At 73.8% G+C, this 24,555-nt stretch carries 22 protein-coding genes; 11 read left to right on the top strand and 11 right to left on the bottom strand.

Going from position 1 to position 24,555, the window contains the following annotated elements; all coding sequences use genetic code 11:
* Nucleotides 1-241: 241 nt before the first annotated feature.
* Together tuf and ACWGH0_RS12180 are read left to right on the top strand one after the other, a co-directional pair.
* A complete protein-coding gene (gene tuf, locus ACWGH0_RS12185) occupies nt 242-1,423 on the top strand; it encodes an elongation factor Tu (RefSeq protein ID WP_453404078.1) in 1,182 nt (393 codons plus the stop codon).
* 214 nt (nt 1,424-1,637) lie between these two features.
* Nucleotides 1,638-2,483, top strand: coding sequence for a spermidine synthase (locus ACWGH0_RS12180; protein ID WP_453404126.1), 846 nt, complete (start codon nt 1,638-1,640; stop codon nt 2,481-2,483).
* Here ACWGH0_RS12180 and ACWGH0_RS12175 read toward each other — a convergent pair.
* Together ACWGH0_RS12175 and ACWGH0_RS12170 are read right to left on the bottom strand one after the other, a co-directional pair.
* Nucleotides 2,445-3,752 (bottom strand): MFS transporter, encoded by a 1,308-nt coding sequence (locus ACWGH0_RS12175; protein ID WP_453404077.1) that lies wholly within the window; start codon nt 3,750-3,752, stop codon nt 2,445-2,447. The two genes, ACWGH0_RS12180 and ACWGH0_RS12175, sit on opposite strands and share 39 nt — an antisense overlap.
* 135 nt (nt 3,753-3,887) lie before the next feature.
* A complete protein-coding gene (locus ACWGH0_RS12170) occupies nt 3,888-4,952 on the bottom strand; it encodes a hypothetical protein (RefSeq protein WP_453404076.1) in 1,065 nt (354 codons plus the stop codon).
* Between the two features lie 108 nt (nt 4,953-5,060).
* Here ACWGH0_RS12170 and ACWGH0_RS12165 point away from each other — a divergent pair, with 108 nt between their 5' ends.
* The gene (locus ACWGH0_RS12165) at nt 5,061-5,498 is read left to right on the top strand and encodes a DUF4442 domain-containing protein (protein WP_453404125.1); all 438 of its coding nucleotides are present in this window, start codon (nt 5,061-5,063) and stop codon (nt 5,496-5,498) included.
* Between the two features lie 132 nt (nt 5,499-5,630).
* Nucleotides 5,631-6,305, top strand: coding sequence for a DedA family protein (locus tag ACWGH0_RS12160; protein WP_453404075.1), 675 nt, complete (start codon nt 5,631-5,633; stop codon nt 6,303-6,305).
* Between the two features lie 13 nt (nt 6,306-6,318).
* Here ACWGH0_RS12160 and ACWGH0_RS12155 read toward each other — a convergent pair whose 3' ends face one another.
* Nucleotides 6,319-6,849 (bottom strand): gamma carbonic anhydrase family protein, encoded by a 531-nt coding sequence (locus ACWGH0_RS12155; protein WP_453404074.1) that lies wholly within the window; start codon nt 6,847-6,849, stop codon nt 6,319-6,321.
* Nucleotides 6,850-6,921: 72 nt separating this feature from the next.
* On the opposite strand from ACWGH0_RS12155, the gene ACWGH0_RS12150 reads away from it, so the two are divergent.
* Nucleotides 6,922-7,749, top strand: coding sequence for an acyltransferase (locus ACWGH0_RS12150; protein WP_453404073.1), 828 nt, complete (start codon nt 6,922-6,924; stop codon nt 7,747-7,749).
* Between the two features lie 25 nt (nt 7,750-7,774).
* Here the strand turns inward: ACWGH0_RS12150 and ACWGH0_RS12145 are convergent, their stop codons facing one another.
* Nucleotides 7,775-8,182 carry a CoA-binding protein gene (locus ACWGH0_RS12145; RefSeq protein WP_453404072.1) on the bottom strand — a complete coding sequence of 136 codons (408 nt, stop codon included), beginning with the start codon at nt 8,180-8,182 and terminating at the stop codon, nt 7,775-7,777.
* A gap of 217 nt (nt 8,183-8,399) precedes the next feature.
* Here ACWGH0_RS12145 and ACWGH0_RS12140 point away from each other — a divergent pair, with 217 nt between their 5' ends.
* The 4 genes from ACWGH0_RS12140 (at nt 8,400) to ACWGH0_RS12125 (ending at nt 14,301) form a co-directional block, all read left to right on the top strand.
* Complete coding sequence (locus ACWGH0_RS12140) at nt 8,400-8,954, top strand: DoxX family membrane protein (protein WP_453404071.1); 555 nt, start codon at nt 8,400-8,402, stop codon at nt 8,952-8,954.
* Nucleotides 8,955-8,986: 32 nt separating this feature from the next.
* A complete protein-coding gene (locus tag ACWGH0_RS12135; RefSeq protein ID WP_453404070.1) occupies nt 8,987-9,613 on the top strand; it encodes a YigZ family protein in 627 nt (208 codons plus the stop codon).
* Nucleotides 9,614-9,838: 225 nt separating this feature from the next.
* Nucleotides 9,839-11,005, top strand: a complete 1,167-nt coding sequence (locus tag ACWGH0_RS12130; protein ID WP_453404069.1) for an exonuclease SbcCD subunit D — start codon at nt 9,839-9,841, stop codon at nt 11,003-11,005.
* Entirely contained in the window at nt 11,002-14,301 is a 3,300-nt protein-coding gene (locus tag ACWGH0_RS12125; protein ID WP_453404068.1) for an AAA family ATPase, read from the top strand. Before ACWGH0_RS12130 ends, ACWGH0_RS12125 begins: the two co-directional genes overlap by 4 nt.
* On the opposite strand, the gene ACWGH0_RS12120 is transcribed toward ACWGH0_RS12125, so the two are convergent.
* A complete protein-coding gene (locus ACWGH0_RS12120) occupies nt 14,291-14,737 on the bottom strand; it encodes an Lrp/AsnC family transcriptional regulator (RefSeq protein ID WP_453404067.1) in 447 nt (148 codons plus the stop codon). The two genes, ACWGH0_RS12125 and ACWGH0_RS12120, sit on opposite strands and share 11 nt — an antisense overlap.
* Before the next feature lie 94 nt (nt 14,738-14,831).
* Here ACWGH0_RS12120 and ACWGH0_RS12115 point away from each other — a divergent pair, with 94 nt between their 5' ends.
* A complete protein-coding gene (locus ACWGH0_RS12115; protein WP_453404066.1) occupies nt 14,832-15,338 on the top strand; it encodes a rhodanese-like domain-containing protein in 507 nt (168 codons plus the stop codon).
* Between the two features lie 227 nt (nt 15,339-15,565).
* On the opposite strand, the gene ACWGH0_RS12110 is transcribed toward ACWGH0_RS12115, so the two are convergent.
* From ACWGH0_RS12110 to ACWGH0_RS12100, 3 genes are all read right to left on the bottom strand, one after another.
* Nucleotides 15,566-16,486 (bottom strand): ATP-grasp domain-containing protein, encoded by a 921-nt coding sequence (locus ACWGH0_RS12110; RefSeq protein ID WP_453404065.1) that lies wholly within the window; start codon nt 16,484-16,486, stop codon nt 15,566-15,568.
* Between the two features lie 90 nt (nt 16,487-16,576).
* Nucleotides 16,577-18,268, bottom strand: a complete 1,692-nt coding sequence (locus tag ACWGH0_RS12105) for a DUF885 domain-containing protein (protein WP_453404064.1) — start codon at nt 18,266-18,268, stop codon at nt 16,577-16,579.
* 77 nt (nt 18,269-18,345) lie between these two features.
* On the bottom strand, nt 18,346-18,840 hold the full coding sequence (locus ACWGH0_RS12100; RefSeq protein ID WP_453404063.1) for an Lrp/AsnC family transcriptional regulator: 495 nt from the start codon (nt 18,838-18,840) through the stop codon (nt 18,346-18,348).
* 59 nt (nt 18,841-18,899) lie between these two features.
* On the opposite strand from ACWGH0_RS12100, the gene ACWGH0_RS12095 reads away from it, so the two are divergent.
* The gene (locus tag ACWGH0_RS12095) at nt 18,900-20,129 is read left to right on the top strand and encodes a trans-sulfuration enzyme family protein (protein WP_453404062.1); all 1,230 of its coding nucleotides are present in this window, start codon (nt 18,900-18,902) and stop codon (nt 20,127-20,129) included.
* On the opposite strand, the gene ACWGH0_RS12090 is transcribed toward ACWGH0_RS12095, so the two are convergent.
* The 3 genes from ACWGH0_RS12090 to ACWGH0_RS12080 all read right to left on the bottom strand — a co-directional run bounded on the left by ACWGH0_RS12090 (nt 20,029) and on the right by ACWGH0_RS12080 (nt 24,535).
* Nucleotides 20,029-21,510, bottom strand: coding sequence for a GNAT family N-acetyltransferase (locus tag ACWGH0_RS12090; RefSeq protein ID WP_453404124.1), 1,482 nt, complete (start codon nt 21,508-21,510; stop codon nt 20,029-20,031). The genes ACWGH0_RS12095 and ACWGH0_RS12090 overlap by 101 nt on opposite strands.
* A 107-nt stretch (nt 21,511-21,617) precedes the next feature.
* A complete protein-coding gene (locus ACWGH0_RS12085; RefSeq protein ID WP_453404061.1) occupies nt 21,618-23,318 on the bottom strand; it encodes an alkaline phosphatase D family protein in 1,701 nt (566 codons plus the stop codon).
* 386 nt (nt 23,319-23,704) lie between these two features.
* A complete protein-coding gene (locus ACWGH0_RS12080) occupies nt 23,705-24,535 on the bottom strand; it encodes an alpha/beta fold hydrolase (protein ID WP_453404060.1) in 831 nt (276 codons plus the stop codon).
* Nucleotides 24,536-24,555: the final 20 nt, after the last annotated feature.

Raw genomic sequence — 24,555 nt, 5'->3', positions numbered from 1 at the left:
TTCCTCGCAGCACGGACCGCAGTCGCGGCCGCGCCGAAGGCTGCCCCGTCCGCCCTCTCCGCAGCGGCGGCATCCATTGCAGTCGCCGCAGTCGCCGCAGTCGCCGCAGTCGCGACTGCCGCAGCGCCGCTCGGCGGCGCCCGAAGCTGACCCTTCCCGGATCGTCCGGCGGACCCCACAGGGGGAGGGTCGGCAAGGCCCAGGGGTCCCCACCACGCTTCGAGCTTCCGAGGAAGTCACCATGCCGAAGACGGCATACGTGCGCACCAAGCCGCACCTCAACATCGGCACCATGGGCCACGTCGACCACGGCAAGACCACCCTGACCGCCGCCATCACCAAGGTCCTGAGCGAGCGCGGGACCGGCACCTTCGTGCCGTTCGACCGCATCGACCGGGCCCCCGAGGAGGCGCTGCGCGGCATCACCATCAACATCGCGCACGTCGAGTACGAGACCGGCACCCGGCACTACGCGCACGTCGACATGCCCGGCCACGCCGACTACGTGAAGAACATGGTCACCGGCGCCGCGCAGCTCGACGGGGCGATCCTCGTCGTGTCCGCGCTCGACGGGATCATGCCGCAGACGGCCGAGCACGTCCTGCTCGCCCGCCAGGTCGGCGTCGACCACATCGTCGTCGCGCTCAACAAGGCCGACGCCGGCGAGGAGGAGCTGACCGACCTGATCGAGCTGGAGGTGCGCGAACTGCTCTCCGCGCACGGCTACGGCGGCGACACGCTGCCGGTCGTGCGGGTGTCGGGCCTGCGGGCGCTGGAGGGCGACCCGCGGTGGACGGCGGCGATCGAGGCGCTGCTGGACGCGGTGGACACCTACGTACCCGTCCCGGAGCGGTACACCGACGCTCCCTTCCTGATGCCGGTGGAGAACGTGCTGACCATCACCGGGCGCGGCACCGTCGTCACCGGCGCCGTCGAGCGCGGCACGATCAGGGTCGGCGACCGCGTCGAGGTGCTGGGGGCGGACGCCGGTCCACAGGCCAGTACGGTCACCGGTCTCGAGACCTTCGGCAAGCCGATGGAGTCCGCCCAGGCGGGTGACAACGTCGCGCTGCTGCTGCGCGGCATGCCGCGCGACGCGGTGCGCCGCGGTCACGTGGTGGCGGCGCCCGGCAGCGTCACGCCCAGCCGTCGCTTCACCGCGCAGGTGTACGTCCTGTCGGCGCGGGAGGGCGGTCGTACGACGCCCGTCACGACGGGGTACCGGCCGCAGTTCTACATCCGTACGGCGGACGTCGTCGGGGACATCGACCTCGGCGCGACGGCTGTCGCCCGCCCCGGCGACACGGTCACCGTGACCGTCGAACTGGGCCGTGAGGTACCGCTGGAGGTGGGACTCGGCTTCGCGATCCGCGAAGGCGGGCGCACGGTCGGCGCGGGCACGGTGACGGACCTGCTCGCCTGACCCGCCACGCCCACCCGGCGACCGGGGCGGCTCCCCGCCCCGGTCGTCCCTCGGCCGTGCGTCGCCCGCCGGACCCCTGCTGCCGGGGCCCGGCGGCGGCGCGGGCCGGGTCCGACGCCTGGCGCCGGCGTGGTCGGGGCCGGTGCGGCGGGCGGCGCACAATGGTGGCGTGGACGAGCAAGGGGTGGACGAGCAAGGGGTGGACGAGCAAGGGGTGGACGAGCCGATACCGGTGTTCCGGGACGTGGACGGGGGCACCGCCAAGCTGATGCCCGACGTGGACCGGCCGCGAGCCTGGCTGCTCACGGTCGACGGGGCCCCGCAGTCGTACGTCGACCTGGACGCCCCCACCCACCTGGAGTTCGAGTACGCGCGCCGGCTCGCCCACGTCGTCGACTGCGCGGCGGAGGAGGGCGCGCCCCTCGACGTACTGCACCTCGGGGGCGGCGGGCTCTCGCTGCCCCGCTACACCGCGGCCACCCGGCCCGGTTCGCGCCAGGACGTGGTGGAGGCCGACCGCGGCCTGCTGGCGCTGGTCGCCGAGCATCTGCCGCTGCCCGACGGCTCCGGCGTGCGGGTGCACGGCGCCGACGCGCGCCAGTGGCTCGAAAGCGCCCCCGCCGCGTCCGCCGACGTACTCGTCGCCGACGTCTTCGGCGGCTCACGGGTGCCCGCGCACCTGACGTCCGTGGAGTACGCCCGCCTGGCCGAGCGCGTGCTGCGCCCCGGCGGGATCTACGCCGCCAACCTCGCGGACGGCGCGCCGTTCACCTTCCTGCGCTCCCAACTGGCCACCTTCGCCGCCGTCTTCGGGGAGCTGGCGCTGATCGCGGAACCGGGCGTGCTGCGCGGCCGCCGCTTCGGCAACGCGGTGCTCGTCGCCTCCCACGACCCCATCGACACACAGGCCCTGGCCCGCAGGACGGCCGCCGACGTGTTCCCGGCGCGCGTGGAGAGCGGCCCGGCCCTGGCGCGGTTCACCGGGGGCGCGGCGCCCGTGCGCGACGAGGACGCGGTGGAGTCACCCGAGCCGCCCGGGGGCGCCTTCCACGTCGGTTGACACGGCCAGCGCCCCGTCCGTGCGGGCCACTTCACGCGTACGGCGCGTCAGGCGCCGTACGTCCGGCACGCACAGCACCGCGGCCGTCACGAGCACCACCAGCGCCGCGCAGCCCCACAGCGCCTCCTGGCGGCCCACCAGGTTCTCGACCGGGCCCGCCACCGCCGTCGCGACCGGCAGCATCGCGACCGACCCCAGCCAGTCGTACGCCGACACCCGCGAGAACTTGTCCTCCGGAATCTCCTGGTGCAGCGCTGTCATCCAGGAGACGCCGAACACCTCGATCGCGACGCCGCTCACGAACATCACCGCGGCCAGACCGGCCACCGGCAACGGCACCGCGAGCGCCGCCGACGGCAGGGCGAGCGGGAAGACGCACAGCGTCCCGGCGAGCAGCAGGCGCCGGGGCCGCCACCGCATCATCATGAGCGCGCCGCCGACCGTGCCGACGCCGAACGCGGCCAGGGCCAGCCCCCAGGGCGCCGCGCCGCCGAGCTCGTCCCGGGCGACCAGCGGCCCGTACACCGCCTCGGCGGCTCCGACCACGGCGACGACCACCGAGAACTGCGCCACGACGGCCCACAGCCAGGGCCGCCCGACGACCTCCTGCCAGCCTTCCCGCAGGTCGGCCAGCATCCCGCCGCCGGGCTTGCGGGGCGGGATGTGGCGCACGTCGAGGAAGGCGCGCAGGGCGCCGGCGAAGGCGAACGCGACGGCGTCGACGGCGAGGACCCAGCCGGGTCCCACGGCGGCGATCAGCGCCCCGCCGAGCGCCGCGCCGCCGATGGCCGCGCCGTGCATCGCCATGCGGAAGAGGGCGAACGCGCGGTTGGCCTGCTCCCCGCTGACGCTCGACAGGAGCATGCCCTCGGCCGCCGGGTTGAAGAACGCCTGGCCCGCGCCGCAGAGCCCGGTCAGCAGCATCATCTGCCACAGCTGGGGGTCGCCCGTCAGCACGAGGAGCGCGAAGGCGGCCTGGGACACGCAGTTGACGGCGTTGGCGGCCACCATCACGCGGTGCCGGGGAACGCGGTCGGCCACCGCGCCGCCTATGAGCAGGAACAGGACGAGCGGCAGGGTACGGGCGGCGGCCACCATCCCCACGTCGCCGCCGTCGCCGCCGGACTGGAGAACCGCGAACGCCGACGCGATGAGCGCGCCGTGGGTTCCCAGGTTCGTCACGATCGCGGCGGCGGTCAGCAGTACGTAGTTGCGGTCGGCCCAGTCGGGGCGGCGAACACGGCGGGGGGCGGTGGGGGCAGTTGTCACCTCGGGACTATCGCTGCCGTGCCCCGCTCTTGCCAAACCGGCCGGGCGGCGGACCGGCCGGAACCGGCCGGACCCGCCGTGACCAGCGGAGAGGCGGGACGAGCGAACCGGCCGGGACGAGCGGCCGGGCCGGGATCAGCCGGCCAGCCGGACCGTGCCGAGGATCCGCTTGACGGTCGCCTCGGGCAGCTCGTCCTTGACGCCCTTCGAGGTGAACAGGCTCCACACGGCGAAGTCACCGTTGGCGTTCTCGAAGGCGAAGGCGATCGACTTGCCGTCGGTGTCACACTTGGTCGCCTTCTTGACGCCCGTGACGGTGGCCACGGAGACGCTGCCCCTGAGCCCCGATCCCGAGGTGTAGGGCGTCGCCTTGGAGACCTTGACCGTGCCGGTCTCCTTCTGGTCGTACCCGCCGAAGACCCACGCGGCGGCCACGTTCTCGGCCTCGGGGCCCGTCTTGCTCGCCCCGTTCGCACCACGGGTCCCGGCCGCGCCGAGGATCGTGTTCTTGCCGCACCAGCCGCTCTTGAAGTACGCCGGGGACGACATGGAGATGAGCGGCTTGTCCTCGTCGTCCGAGAAACTGACCGTCAGACCGGGCGACTTCACCTCCCACTCGGGCGGTACGTCGAAGGCGGTGCCGTACTTCGGGTTGGTGACGACCTTCCAGCCGGGAATCGTCGGCTTGGCCCCCTCGACCGAGCCGCCGCGCGGATTCTCGGTGGCGGAGGCGGGAGGGGAGGGTGCCTCCTTCGTGGGGGACGGCGGCGCGGAAGAACCTCCGCCGCCGGCGCGGGGGGCGTCGCCCTTGTCGTCGCCGCCCATGACCACCACGGCGGTGACGACGGCCGCGGCGACGACCGCGGTGGCCACGACGACGGCGAGGACGGTCTTCCTCCTGCGGCTGCCGTCCGGGCTGCCTCCCGGCGGCATGCCGGGCGGGGCGTACTGCGGCGCGGCCGGCTGCTGCGGGTAGGGGCCGGGCTGCTGATACCCCGGCTGGTGGTGCCCGGGCTGAGGGTGACCCGGCTGACCGTATCCCGGCTGCTGCCCGCTCTGCGGGTGTCCCGGGTACGGCTGCCCCGCCGGTGGCTGCCCCTGCTGGGGGTACGGCTGCTGACCGCCAGGCTGCCGGTACGGGTTCTGGTGCGCGTCCTGCGGGTTCTGCTCGCCCCCGGGCGGCTGCTGTCCTGGCCACATGACCGGTAACGATAGAGGGCTGCGCCCGCCCCTGCGACGTCCGCCCCCGGAGGGATGGCCAACGTAGCCTACTGGTGGGTAACATCGCGTCCCATGAGCGCAGATCAGATGTCCGTCGGCGAGATGCTCGTCGCGACGGTTCCCATGGCCCGTACCCTCAACCTCGAGTTCCTCGAGACCACCCCGGAACGCGCCGTGGTCCGCCTGCCCGACCAGGCCGACTACCACAACCACGTGGGCGGCCCGCACGCCGGCGCCATGTTCACCCTCGCCGAGTCGGCGAGCGGCGCCATCGTCATCGCCGCCTTCGGCGACCAGCTGGGGCGCGCCGTGCCGCTCGCCGTCAGGGCCGAGATCGGGTACAAGAAGCTCGCCATGGGCGAGGTCACCGCGACCGCGACGCTCGGCCGCCCGGTGGCGGACGTGGTGGCGGAGCTCGACGCCGGACAGCGCCCCGAGTTCCCCGTCGAGATAGCCATCCGGCGTGAGGACGGAGCGGTGACGGGCGAGATGACGGTCGTCTGGACCCTGCGCCCCAACAGCTGATCCGCCTCCCCGTGTGACGGGTGCGACCTCCCGCACGCCGTCACGCCACGACGAGGTGCGGGTAGGCTGCCCGCCGTGTGCCACGGGGGCGCACGGCGGGCAGCCGCACCTTTTCGACGACAGGATTCGGCGTTGCACATCACGGAGTGGCTCGAGACCATCCCCGCGGTCAGCATTTACCTCCTGGTGGGGGTCGTCATCGGGCTGGAGAGTCTGGGCATTCCGCTGCCGGGCGAGATCGTTCTCGTCAGCTCGGCCCTGCTCGCCTCGCAGCACGGCGACATCGATCCGTACGTCCTCGGCGCCTGCGCCACGGCCGGCGCGATCATCGGCGACTCGATCGGGTACGCGATCGGCCGCAAGGGCGGCAGGCCGCTGCTGGCGAAGCTGGGCCGCAAGTTCCCCAAGCACTTCAGCGAGTCGAACATCGCCATGGCGGAGCGCTCGTTCGAGAAGTGGGGCATGTGGGCCGTCTTCTTCGGCCGCTTCGTGGCGCTGCTGCGCATCTTCGCCGGGCCGCTCGCGGGCGTGCTGCGGATGCCGTACTGGAAGTTCCTGATCGCCAACGTCTTCGGCGGCATCCTGTGGGCGGGCGGCACCACCGCCGTCATCTACTCGGTGGGCGTGGTCGCCGAGGCGTGGCTCAAGCGCTTCTCGTGGCTGGGCCTGGTGGTCGCCCTGCTCTTCGGCCTCACCTCGATGCTCGTGCTCAAGAACCGCGCGAAGAAGGCCGCCGCGCTGGCGGAGGCGCAGGCGCGGGACGAGGCCGCCGCACCCGAGAAGGTCGCGGCGGCGGCCACCGACTGACGGCTCCCCGCCGCTAGCCGGCGTGCGCCTCGCGGTGCCCCTTCGCCAGCTCCAGGTACATCGCGGCGTTCAGCCTGATGCCCTCGCGCTCCTCGTCCGTCAGCTCCCGCTTCACCTTGGCGGGTACGCCGGCGACCAGCGAGCCCGGGGGCACTCGCATGCCCTGGGGCACGAGCGCCTGCGCGGCGATCAGCGAGCCGGCGCCGATGTGCGCGCCGTTGAGCACCGTGGCGCCCATGCCGACCAGTACGTCGTCCTCGACGGTGCAGCCGTGCAGCACGGCGTTGTGGCCGACCGAGACGCGGTCGCCGACCGTCACGGGGAAGCCGGGGTCGACGTGCACGGTGCAGTTGTCCTGGATGTTGCTGTCGGCGCCGAGGACGATCGGGCCGCAGTCGGCGCGCAGCACGGTGTGGTACCAGACGCTGGCGCCCGCGCCCAGGGTGACGTCCCCGATCACGACGGACGTGGGCGCGGCGAAGGCCGACGGGTCGATGTGCGGCTCCTTGCCGCCCACGCCGGTGATCAAAGCCTGCTCTGCCATCGCGTGCTCCTCGGTGCTTCGCTGCTGTCGGTCGCGCCAGGGGAACCGTAAGCGACGCCCTCCGCTCCGGGGATGCCGGGTGGGGCGAACGTCACAGCCGCCGCGACGGGCGCCCCGCGCGCGGCCGACTACCGTGAGCGGGTGCCGAAGAACAGAAACACGTTCTCACCGTTGACCGCGTTCGCCGCCTGGCGCCGCCGCCTGGTGACCGGCGCCGTGCACGGCGGCTGGCGCTGGGTGCAGCGGGCCGGTGCGGTCAGTGCCGAGACCCCGGGGCGGCTGCGCTTCGGTGCGATCGGCGCCGGTACGAAGCTCGCCTTCCCGCAGGGGACCGTGTTCGGCGAGGGGTGGATCCACCTCGGCGCCCACTGCATCATCGGCGAACAGGTCACGCTGACGGCCGGCATGATGCCGGGCCTCGACCTCGGCCCCGACCCCATCCTGCGCCTGGGCGACGGCGTGGTCCTCGGCCGGGGCAGCCACGTCATCGCCGACACCGCGGTGACCATCGCGAACGACTGCTACTTCGGCCCCTACGTGTACGTCACGTCCACGAACCACAGTTACGACGATCCGGCCGTCCCCGTCGGCAAGCAGTGGCCGCGCACCGCGCCGGTGGAGATAGGCCCCGGCTGCTGGATCGGCACGGGCGCCGTGATACTCCCGGGCGCCCGCCTCGGCCGCAACGTCGTCGTCGCCGCGGGCGCGGTCGTACGGGGCGAGGTGCCCGACCACGCGGTGGTGGCCGGTGCGCCCGCCCGCGTCGTACGCAGCTGGGACGCGGTGAAGGGCTGGCAGCCGCCGCTGCGGACGCCCGCGCCCGTACCGATCCCGGACGGCGTCACGCCGGAGCAGCTCGTGGCGCTGGCCGAGCTGGAGGCGGAGACCGCCGCCGAGTGAGCGGCCGGGCCGCCCCGTGGCGGCCTCAGCCGATGCGGGGAATCTCGATCGCCGGGCAGCGGTCCATGACCATGTCGAGGCCGGCCGCGCGCGTGCGCTCGTACGCCGCCTCGTCGATCACCCCGAGCTGGAACCACACCGCCTTCGCGCCCACCGCCGTCGCCTCGTCCGCGACGCCGCCCGCCAGGTCGCTGTTGACGAACACGTCCACGACGTCGACGGGGAACGGGATGTCGGCCAGAGAGGCGTACCCCTGTTCGCCGTGGACCGTCTCGGCCTTGGGGTGCACCGGCACCACGCGCTTGCCGTAGCGCTGGAGGACCTCCGCGACGCCGTACGCCGCCCGGGCCCGGTTGCCGGAAAGGCCCACGACCGCCCACGTGTCGCCGGACTGCGTGAGGATCTTGCGGATCGTTGCCGGGTCGCCGTACACGCCCTGCCTCCTGAGGTCGAAGAGTCGCTGACCGTGACCAACAGACGGTGTCGCGTTGTCATTCCCGTCGCGTTGTCATTCCCCGGAAGGCGCACGTGCCGTTCACGGGCGCGTTGTTGTTCAACGTTGTACTGATGTGTATCGTCGCCACCTGTGACTTGAAGTTTCAAGTAACACGCCACCGGCCCCATTCAGGCAACAGGAGAGAGCCCCTCACATGACTCCCCCCACCAGCACCCTCGGCGTACCCGCCGTCAGCGGCGCCGCAGCCGGCCGCACGTCCTCGCTCCGCGGCTACGACGCCGGCCTCCTCGTGCTCCGCCTCGCCCTCGGCCTCACCATGGCCGCGCACGGCGCGCAGAAGCTCTTCGGCTGGTTCGGCGGCGGCGGGCTGGAGGGGACAGGGCAGTTCTTCACCGCGAGCGGCTACCCGGCGGGCGAGGCGCTGGCCGTCGTGGCCGGTCTCACCGAGACCCTGGGCGGCCTCGGCCTCGCGCTGGGCCTGCTCACCCCGCTGGCCGGCGCGGCCGTCCTCGGCACCATGGTCAACGTGCTGGCGGTGAAGTGGGGCGGCGGCTTCTTCGCCCCCGCGGGCGTGGAGTACGAGGTACTCCTCACGGCGGCCGCCGCGGCGCTCACGCTGACCGGACCCGGCCGCTACGCCGCCGACCGCTTCCTGCCCGGCCTGCGCGAGCACCGCCCGGCGTACGGAGCCGCCGCCGTGGCCGTCGGCCTGCTGGTCGCGGGCGCGACCCTGCTGCTCCGGAAGTAACGCTCCCACGGCCTGCGCATAGGGTGGGCCGAATGCAGGAGCAGTACCGGACCGTCGCCCGCGCGGGCGTGCACGAAGCCGAGATCAACCGATCGCGCTTCCTGTGCGCGCTCGCGCCCGCGGCGACCGAACGGGAGGCGCAGGACTTCGTCGCGCGCGTCCGCAGGGAACACCCGACGGCGTCGCACAACTGCTTCGCGTACGTCATCGGCGCGGACGCCTCCGTACAGAAGGCGAGCGACGACGGCGAGCCCGGCGGCACGGCCGGCGTCCCCATGCTCCAGATGCTGATGCGCCGCGAGGTCCGGTACACCGTCGCCGTCGTCACCCGCTACTACGGCGGTGTGAAGCTCGGCGCGGGCGGGCTCATCAGGGCGTACGGGGGTGTGGTCGGCGAAGCGCTGGACGCCGTCGGCACGATCGTCCGGCAGCGGTTCCGGCTCGTGACCGTCACCGTCGACCACCAGCGTGCCGGAAAGCTGGAGAACGACCTGCGGGCGACAGGGCGCGCGGTGCGCGACGTGCGGTACGCCGAGGCGGTCGTGATCGAGGTCGGCCTGCCCGAGGCGGACGTCGAGCCCTTCCGCGCGTGGCTGGCCGACACCACGGCGGGCAGCGCGCGGTGCGAGGTCGGCGGCGAGGCGTACGGCGACGCCTGAGCCCGCCGCGAACCGGCCTGGCGTACGGCGGCTCCTGCGCGTCCGGTGAACCGGCCGGGCGTACGGCCACGTCTGAGCGCCCCGGCGAAAACCGAGGTCCGTGGTAAGCGGGGTGCCGGACGGCGCTAACGTGGTCCGAGCTGACATTCAGGTCCGCGGCGATCCGGTGCGACCGGAGCGGACCAAGGGGGCGGAGGAAGTGCGCATGCGGGTCGGAGCCGTCACGTGAGGATCCTGCACACCTCCGACTGGCATCTGGGGCGGTCCTTCCACCGGGTGAACCTGCTCGACGCCCAGGCCGCCTTCCTCGACCACCTGGTGGCGACGGTCCGCGAGCGGGACGTCGAAGCCGTACTGGTGGCGGGTGACGTGTACGACAGGGCGGTGCCGCCGCTCGCCGCCGTCGAACTCTTCGACCGGGCCCTGCACCGGCTGGCCGCCGCCGGCGTGCCGACGGTCATGATCTCCGGCAATCACGACTCGGCCCGCCGTCTCGGCGTCGGCGCCGGGCTCATCGACCGGGCCGGAATCCATCTGCGGACCGACCCCGCCGGTTGTGCGACGCCCGTCGTACTGCGCGACGCGCACGGCGACGTCGCCTTCTACGGTCTGCCCTACCTGGAGCCCGCTCTCGTGCGCGACGAGTTCAAGGTCTCCCGGGTCGGACACGAAGCGGTCATCGGCGCTGCGATGGAGCGCGTACGGGACGACCTCGCCGGGCGGCCCGCGGGCACCCGGTCGGTCGTTCTCGCGCACGCCTTCGTCGCGGGCGGCGAACCGAGCGACAGTGAGCGCGACATCACGATCGGCGGCGTGGCCTCCGTACCCGCCGGCGTCTTCGACGGCGTCGACTACGTGGCGCTCGGCCACCTCCACGGCTCCCAGGCCCTCACCGACCGGGTGCGGTACTCGGGCTCCCCGCTCGCGTACTCCTTCTCGGAGGCCGACCACCGCAAGACGATGTGGCTGATCGACCTCGGACCCGGCGGGGAGATCGAGGCGCAGCGGCTCGACTGCCCCGTGCCGAGGCGGGTCGCGCGCATCCGCGGCCGGCTGGACGAACTCGTCGAGGACCCCGCGCTGGAACGGCACGAGGAGTCCTGGATCGAGGCGACGCTCACCGATCCCGTCCGCCCGGCGGAACCCATGGCACGGCTCAGCGCGCGCTTCCCGCACACCATCAGCCTGGTCTTCGACCCCGAGCGCGCCCCCGACGACCCACGGGCCTCGTACGCCCAGCGGCTCAAGGGGCGCGACGACCAGCAGATCGCCGAGGACTTCGTGGCCCATGTGCGCGGCGGCAGCGGACCGGACGAACGGGAACGCTCCGTCCTGTACGGCGCGTTCGACGACGTACGGGTGGACGACACGGCCCGCGAGGTCGCCCGGTGAGGCTGCACGCCCTGGACATCACGGCCTTCGGTCCCTTCGGCGCCACCCAGCGCGTCGACTTCGACGCGCTCGGCTCCGCCGGGATCTTTCTGCTGCACGGGCCGACCGGCGCGGGCAAGACGTCCGTCCTGGACGCCGTCTGCTACGCCCTGTACGGGGCCGTGCCCGGCGCCCGGCAGAGCCCCGGAGCCTCACTGCGCAGCGACCACGCCCCGCACGACCTGCCGACCGAGGTGCGGCTCGAACTCACCGTGGGCGGACGCCGCCTGGAGATCACCCGTCGGCCCGCGCAGCCGCGCCCCAAGAAGAAGGGCGCCGGTTTCACCACGGAGAAGGCGCAGAGCTGGCTGCGCGAGCACCGGCACGACACCGGGTGGAAGGCGCTCAGCCGCTCCCACCAGGAGATCGGTGAGGAGGTCACCCAGCTCCTCGGCATGAGCCGCGAGCAGTTCTGCCAGGTGGTGCTGCTGCCGCAGGGCGACTTCGCGCGCTTCCTGCGCGCCGACGCCGAGGCGCGCGGCAAGCTCCTCGGCCGCCTCTTCGACACCCGCCGTTTCGCCGCCGTCGAGGACCGTCTCGCCGAACTGCGGCGCTCGGCGGAGCAGCGGGTGCGCGCGGGCGACGAGCGGCTGCTCGCCGTGGCGCAGCGGATGGCGCAGGCGGCGGGCGACAGCGCGGACGCGCGCGCCTGGCCGCTGCCGGACGCGCAGCCGGGCGACCCCGGGCTCGCCGGAGCCGTACGGGAGTGGGCCGCGGTCGCGCGCGGCGGCGCGTACGAGCGCCTCGACATCGCGGAGTCGGCCGTCGCGGCGGCCGGCAGCCGCCGCGACGCTGCCCGGCGCACCCTGGACGCCGAACGCGAACTGGCCGCCCTCCAACGGCGTTACGCGGACGCCCGACGCCGCGCCGACGCACTGGAGGCGCGTCGCCCCGAGTACGAGCGGCTGCGCGAACGGCACGACCGCGCCCGCCGGGCCGAGCGCGTCGCCCCGGCCCTGTCCCTGCGCGACGACGCCGAGCGGGAGCACCGCGCGGCGAGTTCCGCCCACGAGCGCGCACGGACCGAACTGCCGCCGGACCTCGCCGACGCGGGCGCCGAGCGGCTCGCCGCGCTGGAGCGGCGGCTGCGGCAGGAACTCGGCGGCCTCGAAGCGGCCCGCAGGGCGGAGCGGCGCGGGGAGGAGATCGTCAGGGAGCGGACGGCGCTGGAGCGTCAGGCCCGGGCCGACGAGGAACTGCTGCGGGACGCCGCCGACTGGCTGGGCGGCTGGGACGCGACCCGTCGCCGGTGCCAGGAGCGCATCGAGGCGGCGCGCGACGCGGTGGCCCGTGCGGAGCACCTGGCCGGGCGGCTGGAACCGGCCCGCCGCCGGCTCGACGCCGCTCGCCGGCGCGACGCGCTCGCCGGGCAGGTCACCGCCGCCGAGGACAGGCTGCGAGCGGCGCGCGAAGCGGCCGTTGCTGCGCACGAGAGGTGGCTGGACCTGAAGGAGCGCCGCCTGCGGGGCATCGCCGCCGAGCTGGCGGCCGGCCTGCGCGACGGTGCGCAGTGCGCGGTCTGCGGCTCCACCGAGCACCCCAGGCCGGCCCGCGCGGCGGCGGACCAGGTGGACCGTACGGCTGAGGAAGCGGCGTACGAGGCCCACACCAGGGCGGATGCGGCGCGCGCCGCAGCGGAGAGCGAGCTGGCCGCCGTACGCGAGGGCCACGCGGCGGCCCGTGCCCAGGCGCGGGGCTCCGACGCCGACGTGGTGGCGCACCGGACGCCGGGGTACGCCCCGGCCGACGCGCACGCCGGCGCGGCCCCGCACGCGGCGGCCGCCGGCTTCGGCGGCGGTGACATGGGGGGCCCCGGTTCGCAGGGCGCCCGGCGGGTGGGCGCCGGCTCCCCGGGCGGCGCGGAACCCGTGAGCGGGTCCAACGCCGGCGTGCGGGGGCTCCCGGCGCAGAACACCGGGCCCGGGGCCGCGCCGCGTCCCGCGGGTGACGCCTCGGCGGACGGCGTCGGCGCCTCGCACGACGCGGGCGTCGGGGAACTGTCCGCCCTCGTCGAGGAGCTGGACCGGGAACACACCCGGGCGCGCGCCACCGCCGCGGGCCTGCACGCGGCCCGCGAGGCGCTGGACCGGGCCGAGCAGGAGTACGCGCTGCGCGTCGACGCCCAGCGACAGGCCGAGCGCCGGGCCGCCGCCCGCACCTCGCAGCGCGAAGCGCTCGACCGCGAACTGGCGTCCCTAGAAGCCGAGTTGACGCAGGCCCGTGGTGAGGAGCGCAGTGTCGCCGAGCACGCCGCGCTGCTGGAGCGCCGTGTCCGGCTGCTCGGTGAGGCCGCCGAGGCGGTGCGGGCGGTCGAGGCCACCGCCCAGCGCCTGAAGGAGGCCGACGACCGGCTGGCCGCAGCCGCGTTCGACGCCGGATTCGACACACCGCGGGCCGCCGCCGATGCGCTGCTCGGGGACGCGGAGCAGCGCGACCTCCAGCGCCGGATCGACGAGTGGCAGCACGAACAGGCCGCCGTCGCGGACCGGTTGGCCGAGTCCGCGACCGCCGCGGCCGCCGAGCGACCCGAGGCCGCGCCGGAGCGGGCCCAGCGAGCGTTCGACGCCGCCGAGCGCGCCCTGCTCGACGCGTCGTCCGCGCTCGACGCCGCCCGCGAGCGCCGCGACGCACTCGCCGCACTGTCGCGGCAGGCCGCCGAGGAGACCCGGCGCCTCGGCCCGCTGCGCGAGGAGTACGAGCGCGTGGCGCGCCTCGCCTCCCTCACCGCCGGCACCTCCGCCGACAACGAACGCAAGATGCGGCTGGAGTCGTACGTCCTCGCGGCCCGCCTGGAGCAGGTCGCGGCCGCCGCCACCGCCCGCCTCCAGCGCATGTCGGCCGGCCGCTACACGCTCGTGCACTCCGACGCCAGGTCGGGCGGACGCGGCCGCTCCGGCCTCGGTCTGCACGTCGTCGACGCCTGGACGGGCATCGAGCGCGACACGGCGACCCTCTCCGGCGGCGAGACGTTCTTCGCCTCGCTCGCCCTCGCGCTCGGGCTCGCCGACGTGGTCACCGACGAGGCCGGAGGCGTGCGGCTGGACACGCTCTTCATCGACGAGGGCTTCGGCAGCCTCGACGACCAGACCCTGGACGAGGTCCTCGACGTACTCGACTCCCTGCGCGAACGCGACCGCAGCGTCGGCATCGTCAGCCACGTGGCGGACCTGCGGCGCCGCGTCACCACCCAGCTGGAGGTCGTCAAGGACCGGCACGGATCCGTGGTGCGCCACCGCACCGCGGGGGTCAGCGGCTGAGCGCGCGCCGCGGCAGCGGCGAGGAGTACACGACGCTGGTGGTGACCGAGCCGAGCGTGCCGAACCGGCCCGAGACCTCTTCCAGGTGCCGCATCGAACGCGCCGCGACCTTCATGACGAAGCAGTCGTCGCCCGTCACGTGATGCGCTTCGAGCACCTCGGTCGTCACGTCGAGCAGGTCGTGGAACGGCTTGTAGTTGCCGTGCGGATAGCGCAGCCGAACGAAAGCCAGGATGGGCATGCCCAGGCGCTCCTGCTCGACGACGGCCGTGTAGCCCGAGATCACCCCCGCCTCCTCCAGCCGCCGCACCCGCTCGGTCACGGCGCTCGCCGACATGGACACGGTGCGGGCCAGTTCGGCGAACGTCGCCCGGCCCTCCCGCTGAAGGGCCTCCAGGATGCGCCAGTCCGTGGCGTCCGGTGAATGTCCGGTCATGTCCCCGAGACAACAGGGAATCCACCGGCGGATCAAGACGGAAGCCGGGGAATCCCACTTCAGCTCGATGATCACCCACCGTAGATTCTTGTGCATGACCACGACACCGATCACCCCCGTCCGTACGCCCGCCACCAGCGCGAACGCCGTACTGCGCGTCCCGCCGGCCGCCCCCGCCGAGGCCGCCGCGTACTTCGGCGCGAGCCTCGCCTTCCACGCCGACGTGTCCGACGTCGCCTCCGTCCTGGCCTCCGGTGAGGACCCCGGTTTCGTGGTGGTGGACACCCGCTCCACCGAGTCCTGGGACCAGGGGCACGTCCCCGGGGCGCTCCACCTGCCGACGGCCCTGATCCCCGCCCGTGCCGAGGGGCTCCTGGACAAGACCGTGCCGGTCGTCACGTACTGCTGGGGTCCCGGCTGCAACGGCGCCACCCGCGCCGCCCTCGCGCTGGCCGAGCTCGGCTTCCCGGTCAAGGAGATGCTCGGCGGCATCGAGTACTGGATCCGCGAGGGCTTCGAGGTCGAGACCCACCGGGGCCGCGAGCGCCGCGACGCCGACCCGCTGACGGCCCCCCTGACGGCCGACGACTGCGGCTGCTGACAGCCGGTTCACCGTACGGCGTGCCGCCCGCGCCGCAGAAGTGGCGCGTCCCGGGGCCCCGCCTCGGCCAACGGGCGGGCCGCCCGCAGCACCACGTCGAGCGCGGCGTCGCTGTCGCAGGCCTAATGACCGCTCGCCCACGCCGCATTGGCCTCCCAACCGCCCGGGCCCCGCCCACGGGAACAGGGCGAGTGTGCGTGAGGGCGTGGGCACGAGGCAGCGGTGCCTCATGCGGCGGGGGCGGGCCCATCGGGTTTCCGGCCGCCGCCGGCTGCCGCACGGCTCCCGGCGCGGGTCAGCGCGTCGAAGAGCGGGGAGGGGTCCGCGCCGGCCGGCAGGCCGCTGACCTGGCCGTCGCCAACCTCCACCACCCGCCACACCCCGTCCTCGCGCAACGCGAGGTCGGTCGTCACCCAGCGGCAGCCGAGTGCCCGCACGGCCGGGCGTACCGCGCCGAGGTCGGGTGCGGGGAGCTCGGCGGGGGAGTCGGGGTGCGCCGTCGTGAGGACGGGCTCACCGTCCACCCACCACACACGCGCCTCGCCGCCCGCCACGAACGGCTCGTACTCCCGCACCACGAGGCCGCCCGCCAGCGAGTCCTCCTGGAGCTCGAAGAAGCGGCGTACGACGGCGGCGAGCCGGGCGGTGTCGGCGAGCGCGGGGACGTAACAGGCCGCGTCCCACTCGTGCTTGCGCGACTTCACGTAGTCCTTCACGACCGCGGCGCCCTGACCGAGCGGGGCGGTGAGCGCGGCGAGTTCCGACGCGGACGGCGGCCGGCCCGGGGGCAGCGCCGCCCAGACACTGCGCGGGGTGAGGCCCGCGAACGTGTCGTACCACCCGGGGAGTTCGTGGGCGCGGCCGAAGCCGGCGGGCGGGGTGAGCAGGGCGCAGCCCCGCGCGCGCAGGCCGCGGGCCAGCTCCCCGTACCGGGAGACCGGGACCATCCAGCCCCGGTACCAGTACGGCCCCGAGCCGCGCGGCACGCGGGCGAGCGCCGCCTCCGTGTCCCCGGCGAGCAGCGCGTCGTGATCGAGGAGCGCCACCTCCCCGCCGGTGAGCCGCGCGCACGCCGCCTCCGCGGCGAAGACTGGGTCGGTCCGCCGGCCGCCGAGCGGGTCGGAACAGAAGAGATAACCGGTACCCATGGAACGCACTCCCCGTCGCACCTGCCAGAAGACGGCCGGACCCGTCGAACCGCCCGAGCCCGGCCGCCGTACCACCCCGCGCGTGCGCGGTCAGAGCTTCGACAGCTCGTCCACCAGGTCGTCCAGGCCCAGCGACCCCTGGGACAGCGCCGCCATGTGCCAAGCCTTCGCGTCGAACGCGTCGCCGTGCGCCCTGCGGGCGTTCTCCCGCCCGAGGAGCCACGCCCGTTCGCCCAGCTTGTAGCCGATCGCCTGGCCCGGCATGGACAGGTAGCGGGTCAGCTCGCTCTCCACGAAGTCCGCGGGACGGCCGCTGTGCATCCCGAAGAACTCCTGGGCGAGCTCCGGCGTCCACCGCTCACCCGGGTGGAACGGGGAGTCCGCCGGAATCTCCAGTCCCAGGTGCATGCCGATGTCCACGATGATCCGCGTCGAGCGCATCATCTGGGCGTCCAGGTAGCCGATCCTGCGCTCCGGGTCGCCGAGGAAGCCCAGCTCGTCCATCAGCCGCTCCGCGTACAGCGCCCAGCCCTCGGCGTTGGCGCTCACCATGCCGACCGTCGCTTGGTAGCGGGAGAGCCGGTCCGCCACGTGCACCCACTGCGCGAGCTGGAGATGGTGGCCGGGAACGCCCTCGTGGTACCAGGTCGACGTCAGGTCGTACACCGGGAAACGGGTCTCGCCCATCGTGGGCAGCCACGTGATGCCCGGCCGTGCGAAGTCCTCCGAGGGGGTGGTGTAGTACGGCGCCGCCGCGCTGCCGGGCGGCGCGATGCGGGACTCCACCTTCCGTACGCGCTCCGCGAGTTCGAAGTGGGTGCCGTCGAGCGCCTCGATCGCCTCGTCCATCAGGCTCTGCAGCCAGGCCCGGGTCTCCTCGACCCCTTCGATGTGCGTGCCGTGCTCGTCCAGCCAGGACAGCGCCTCCCACGGCGTCGCCGCGCCCGGCAGGATCTTCTCCGCCTCGGTGCGCATCTCGCCGAGCAGGCGGTGGTACTCCGCCCAGCCGTACGCGTACGCCTCGTCCAGATCGAGGTCGGTGCCGTTGAAGTAGCGCGACCAGCGGGCGTAGCGCTCCCGGCCCACCGTGTCCGGCGCTTCCTTGACGGCGGGGCCGTACACGTCCCGCATCCAGTCGCGCAGCGCGGCCACCGCGCCCGTGGCGGCGCCGGCCGCTTCGTCCAGCTCGGCGCGCAGCGACTCGGGCCCCGCGGCGGCGAAGTCCTCGAACCAGCCGCGCCCGTCACCCGCCCACTCGGTCAACTGGCCGGTGAACGTCTCCGTGGCGCGCGGGCCGGCCGGCAGCCCCCGCTCCAGGCCGAGTGCCAGTGACGCCCGGTACCCCTCGAGGGCGGCCGGCACCGCGCGCAGCCGCCGGGCGACCGCCGCCCAGTCGTCGTCCGTCTCGGTGGGCGTCACGGTGAAGACGCCGCGCACGCTGTGCGCGGGGGAGTGGATGTTGCTGACCGTCCGCAGGTTCTCGTCCGCCTCGTGCACGGCGAGTTCGGCGGTCAGCCGCTCGCGAAGGAGCCGGGCGCAGCGGCGCTCCGCGTCGCTGTCCGCGCCCGGCAGGCCCTCCGCCTCGTCCAGCAGGGCGAGCGTCGTACGGGCCAGCTCGGCGAACGCCTTCTGCCCCTCGGGAGAGAAGTCCGGCAGGCTGCCGGAGCACTCCTTCACTCCCAGGTACGTACCGGTGATCGGGTCGAGGGCGACGAGGGCGTCGACGTACGCGTCGGCGACCTGGCGGGGGAGGGCGAGCGGGCTGCTCGGGGTGACTGACATGCGGACATCCTCGTACGCCGGGGGCCGCTTCGTCACTACCGTCGGGCCCCGGTGGCCTGACGCGGCCGGTTCCGCGTTCAGCGCCCGGCGGGCGCCTTCGCGGGCGGCGGCAGCAGCGGTCCGCAGTCCCACGCCTGGAAGATCAGCCGGGTCTCGACGCGGGCGACCTCGCGCCGCGAGGTGAACTCGTCCAGAACCAGCCGCTGGAGGTCCGCCGGGTCGGCCACCGCCACGTGCACCAGGTAGTCGTCGGGGCCGGTCAGGTGGAAGAGCGCCCGGGTCTCCGGCAGGGCCCTGACACGGTCCACGAAGGGGCCGATGAGCTCCCGCCGGTGCGGGCGCACCTGTACCAGCAGCAGGGCCTCAAGACCGCGGCCGAGTCTGGCGGGGTCCAGCCGCAGTTGATGGCCGAGGATCACCCCCGACCGGCGCAGGCGGGCCACCCGGTCCAGGCAGGTCGAGGCCGCCACGCCGACCTCGGCGGCCAGGTCCCGGTAGGTCGTCCGCGCGTCGTTCTGCAACAGGCGCAGAATGTGGAGATCAACCGGGTCGAGTGCGACGGATTCGGCCATGGCCCGAACGTAACACGGAGTTCCCGGCCTACTTCCCGGTAGCTGTTCAGAGTCCTGTCATGAACACCGACGCCTCGACCACACCCAGGGCCCTGGCCACCGAAGCCGTGCACGCCGGCCGCGAAGACCTCGCCGCGCTGGGCGTGCACTCCGTGCCGCTCGACCTGTCGACCACCTATCCGTCGTACGACAGCCGGGGGGAGGCGGCCCGGATCGACGCCTTCGCCGCCACCGGCGCGCGGCCGGACGGCCCGCCCGTCTACGCCCGTCTCGACAACCCGACCACCGCCCGCTTCGAGGACGCCCTGGCCCGGCTGGAGGGCGCCGGGAGCGCCGTCGCCTTTGCCAGCGGGATGGCCGCGCTCAGCGCCGTACTCCTCGCCCGGGCGAGCGCGGGGCTGCGCCACGTCGTCGCCGTACGGCCGCTGTACGGATGCAGCGACCACCTGCTGAACGCCGGACTGCTCGGCACCGAGGTGACCTGGGTCGATCCGGCGGGCATCGCGGACGCGATACGCCCCGACACCGGCCTCGTCATGGTCGAGACGCCCGCCAACCCCACGCTCGCCGAGGTCGACGTCCGGGCGGTCGCCGCGTCCTGCGGGCAGGTGCCGCTGCTCGTGGACAACACCTTCGCGACACCCGTGCTCCAGCGGCCCCTGGAGCAGGGCGCGCGGTTCGTCCTGCACAGCGCCACCAAGTACCTCGGCGGGCACGGCGACGTACTGGGCGGAGTCGTCGCGTGCGACGAGGAGTTCGCGCGCACCCTGCGCCAGGTGCGGTTCGCGACCGGCGGCGTACTGCACCCGCTGGCCGGATACCTGCTGCTGCGCGGCCTGTCCACGCTGCCCGTACGGATGCGGGCCTCGTCGGCGACGGCCGCCGAACTGGCCCGCCGGCTGGCCGCCGACCCGCGGGTGGCGCGGGTGCACTACCCCGGGATCGGCGGCGCGATGGTGGCGTTCGAGGTGTACGGCGATCCGCACGCGGTGATCGGCGGTGTACGCCTGATCACTCCGGCCGTCAGTCTCGGCAGCGTCGACTCGCTGATCCAGCACCCGGCCTCCATCAGCCACCGCATCGTGGCCGAGGGCGACCGCCGGGCGTCGGGTGTCAGCGACCGGCTGCTGCGCATGTCCGTCGGGCTCGAGGACGTGGAGGACCTGTGGCGGGACCTGTGCGAGGCGCTCAGTGGTGCCGGGGCCGCCCGGCCTGTGTCACTGCCTGCGTCGGAGCCTGCTGGGGCGCCGCCGCACGGGCGGAACCCGGTCGCCGGTCCGGCGCGGTGAGCCGGGCGGTGACCACGAGCGTGCCTTCCTCGATCTGGTAGTCGAGGGGCAGGCCGAGTCCCCGCATGGCCGCGACCATGCCGGTGTTGGACGACTGGGTGACGGCGTACACGCTTTCGCAGCCCGCCTCGACGGCGAGCGCCACCAGGCGTTCCAGCAGCTCCGAACCGATGCCGCGGCGCTGCCACGCGTCCTCCACGAGCAGCGCCACCTCGGTCTCGTCGCCGTCCCACAGGAGGTGGCCGAGGGCGACGAGGCGGCCGGACGCCGTCTGTACGGCGAGGGTGCGGCCGTAGCGGGGGCTGAGCAGGTGGGCGAGGTAGCGGTCGGCGTCGCCCACCGGTCCGTGGTAGCGCAGGCTCAGGGTGCGGTCGCCGCAGCGGTCGTGCATGGCGCGGGCGGCTCGCAGGTCGTCGAGTCCGGCCCTGCGTACGGTGATCTCGTTGCCCTCGGGGAGCGTCAGGACGTCCGCGCTGCGCGGGATGCGGGGGCCGAGCCGCGCGTCGAGCTCGACGAGGGCCCGTGCGCGGGCGAACTCCGTGGGCGTGAAGGGCAGGTAGTGGCGCTCGACGGTGATCGCGCCGCCCGACGGGTCGCGCAGCTTCATGACCGTGCCGTCGAGCACGCCCTCGACCGGTGCGCTCGCGCCGGTGGGCCGCCCGGTGAGGGTGGTCGCCGGCAGCGAGTGAATGGTGCAGCGGCCCAGCAACTGGCGCAGCGCCAGCGGAAGTTCGGCGGCGTCGAGCGCGGTGCGGGTGGCGAGGCCGAGCACCCGGGTCGGGGCGTCGACCAGGTCGTGGGCGTCGGCCCGCTCGAGCCAGGTGTCGCTGCCGCCCGCGGCGGCGGTCTCACGGGTCAGCTGGGCGGCCTGGAGGGTGGCGGGGGCGCGCAGCAGCAGCTCGTCGACGGTGCCTTCGGCGAGGGGGTGGGTCTGGAGGGTGAGGATGTCCACGCCGTGCCGGGCCAGCGCGGTGCACAGCAGCGCGAGGCTGCCGGGCTCGTCCCTGACGGTGGTGCGCATCCGCCACAGCGCGGTGTCGGGAGAGGCGGCCGTGGCGTCGCCGCCCTGCCCGCCCTTCGACGCCGCCGCACGGTGCGTGCCCGTACGCGCGGGGACCGTATGGTGCGACGCCGGCGGCGGGGCATGGCTGTGCCTGCGGGCCCACCAGGTGTGGAAGCCGGCCGTGGCGGCCAGCGCCACGGCCGAGATCACGAGGAGGTACGGCCCGTCGGGCCCGTGCACGATCATGTTCGCGACGGCGTCGGCGACGGCCACCGCCGTGAACAGCGCGGCGAGTTCGACGAGGTCCCGCCGCCAGTGGTGGGTACGGCGGGTCCTCGTCGGGTTCTTCGCGGACACCGGCCCGGTCACTTCAGTCATGTCGGTCATGGCACCACTGTGACCGACCGGTGTTGCGTGATCGCGAACGCTTTGTGACTGATGGGTTAAGTGCACTTCTGGGCAATTAAGGCCCATTTTCAATCACTTCAGAGCCCCACCCGACCCGGCTGAAGCACCTTGCTGAACAGCACCGCGCCGCCCTCGGCCCGCAGGCGTACCGTCAGCTCACCGCTGCCGCCGTCGATCTCGACTTCGCCGAAGTTCTGCGGCGACTCCATCGGCGACACGTTGGCCCGGGTCGGCGCCTGCACGAAGACCTGGTCCGGGCCGAAAGTGGCGTCGAGCCGGCTCGCGGGGAATCCGCCGGCGGCCAGCGGCCCGGACACGAACTCCCAGAACGGCGCGAAGTCCTTGAACGCCGCACGGGACGGGTCGTAGTGCTGGGCCGATGTGTAGTGCACGTCGGCGGTGAGCCACACGGTGCCGGTGATACGTGCGTGCTTGATGTGACGCAGCAGCTCCGCGATCTGGAGCTCCCTGCCCAGCGGCGCTCCGGGGTCGCCCTGCGCCACGGCTTCGAAGTTCGCCGCACCGTCCGGGACGACGATCCCCAGCGGCATGTCCGAGGCGATCACCTTCCACACGGCGCGGGAGCGCGACAACTCGCGCTTCAGCCAGGCGAGCTGCTCCGCGCCGAGGATCCCGGTCGCGTCGTCGGTCTGCCGGCCGGGCGAGTTGGCGTTGCGGTACGTCCGCATGTCCAGCACGAAGACATCGAGCAGAGGGCCCTGCCTGACCACCCGGTAGATCCGCCCGTCGTCCTCGCGACCCTCCCCGCGGCCGCGCGCGGGAAGCGTCGAAACGGGGAAGTACTCGCCGAACGCCCGCATCGAGCGCGCCGCGAGTACGTCGACGTCCTTCTCGGTGTAGCGGGCGTCGTCGAGGATCTGACCGGGGTACCAGTTGTTGCGCACCTCGTGGTCGTCCCACTGCACGATCGAGGGCACCTGCGCGTTGAAACGGCGCACGTTCTCGTCCAGCAGGTTGTAGCGGAAGTTCCCGCGGAACTCGTCCAGCGTCTCGGCGACCTTCGCCTTCTCCGGCGTGGTGAGGTTGCGCCAGATCCGCCCGTCCGGCAGCGTCACGGACGGCTTGAGGACGCCGTCGGCGTAGATGGTGTCGCCGCTGCACAGGAAGAAGTCGGGGTCCAGGCGGCGCATCTCCTCGTACACGCGGTAGCCGCCGATGTCGGGGTTGATTCCCCAGCCCTGTCCGGCGATGTCACCGGACCACAGGAAGCGCACCCCGTCGCGCCGCTTCGCGGACGCCGTACGGAACGTTCCCGGGATCGGCTCCCCGGTGCGCCGGGGATCGTCGGGATCGGCGAGGATCACCCGGTAGTGCACCTGCTCGCCGGAGGGCAGGCCGCGCAGCGCCGTCGTACCCGTGAAGTCCGTTCCTGGGCCTAGCAGCGGGCCGTGCCATCTGCGCGCGCGGTGGAAGGACTCCGTGGCGGAGGTCTCTACGATCATGCGGGCGGGGCGGTCGGACCGCACCCACACCAGGCCCGACGACGACGTGACATCGCCCGTCTGTACGCCCCAGGCAGCCCGCGGGCGTCCGGAGAGCGCCTGGGCCGGGGCCGCCGTCGCCGTCGCTCCCGCGGCGAAGGCCGGCAGGGTGAGCGCGGCCGAGGCCGCCAGCGAACCGCGCAGGAGGGTGCGCCGGTCGGGGGACTGGCCGAGGGGCGCGTTCCCCGGCACGTTCCCCGTGGGGTTCTCCGTGCGGCTTTCCGGATGGTTCTCCGTGCGGCTCTCCGTGCGGCCCTGCGGTCGGCGGTACGGCATCGATGCGCCTCCAGTGACGGTGTTGTCGGGGTGCTCCGGGTGCTCCGGTGTGCGACGCCATGCCTAGTCGCCGGCCACGGCGATCACACGAACCACAAGTGAACAACCGGCCGCCGTTCCGGGGAACGGGCTAGCGGCTGTTCCCGGGAGCGGTCCGCTGTCGTTCCCGGGAACGGTCCGCGGTCGTTCTGGGGAACGGCTTAGTGCTGTTCCCCGGGGACGGTGTGCGGTCGTTCTGGGGAACGGCTCGGGGGCGTTCCCGGGAACCGCTGTGCGGCCGTGCGTGCCTCGGGCCAGTGCTCAGCGTCGGCATGGGACAGGCGTCGTGCAGGGCGCGCCCCGTGGGCGTTCCGTTTCCTCCGCGAAGGGACGCGCTCCGCGTCGTGTCAGCTGCTCGTATCGAGGATGACGCGGGCCACGAGAGCGGGGTCGTCGTTCATCGGTACGTGCCCGCAGCCGGGCAGACTGACCAGCCGTGCCCCGGGGATGGCCTGCTTCGCCCTGACCCCCTGGCGGCGCAGCAGCAACCGGTCGCGGCTGCCCCACGCGACCGTCACCGGGATGTCCGGCACGTCGTCGGTGAACAGGACGGAGCGGCCGGCCAGGAGCGTCTCGGCGAACCCGGGCGCCTGCCGCAGCGCCAGCGTCTCAGCGACGACCGCCTCCGGCGAACGCCACCCCGGCCGCGCGTAGATGGTGCTGGTGAGCGCCGTTCGGCCGGCGGCCGTCCGCGCCATGCGCTCGACGACAGGCGTCGGCAGCGTCCGCGCCCCCCACCGCATGCCCCGGAGCGTGCCGAAGGCGTAGCGTCGCTCACTCTCCGTCCAGAAACCGGCGGGTGAGAGCGCCGTGACCGACCGTACGAGGTTCTCCCGGCCCAGCTTCAGCGCCAGCAGGCCGCCGAGTGAGTTCCCCGCGACGTGGGGGCGTTCGACGCCCAGCGCCGCGCACAGGGAGCCCAGGACGGGAACGACCGTCGCCAGGTCGTAGGCGAAACCGTGGGGGAGCGCGGTCGAGCGGCCGAACCCGGGAAGGTCCACGGCGATCACGTCGCGTTCGGCGGCCAGCGCCGACATCACGGGCTGCCACGCCTGCCAGTGATGGCCGATCCCGTGCAGCAGCAGAAGCGGTTCGCCGGCGCCCCTGCGTTCGTACGCGACGGAGAGCGTGTGGCTGCCCGTGGGGGACTCGACGCTGAAGGAGACCTGTGCGGCCATGCTGCTGCTCCCTGAGTAGG

The organism is Streptomyces sp. NPDC054887 (assembly GCF_053610585.1).
This window is presented reverse-complemented; position numbering and strand designations above follow the sequence as displayed.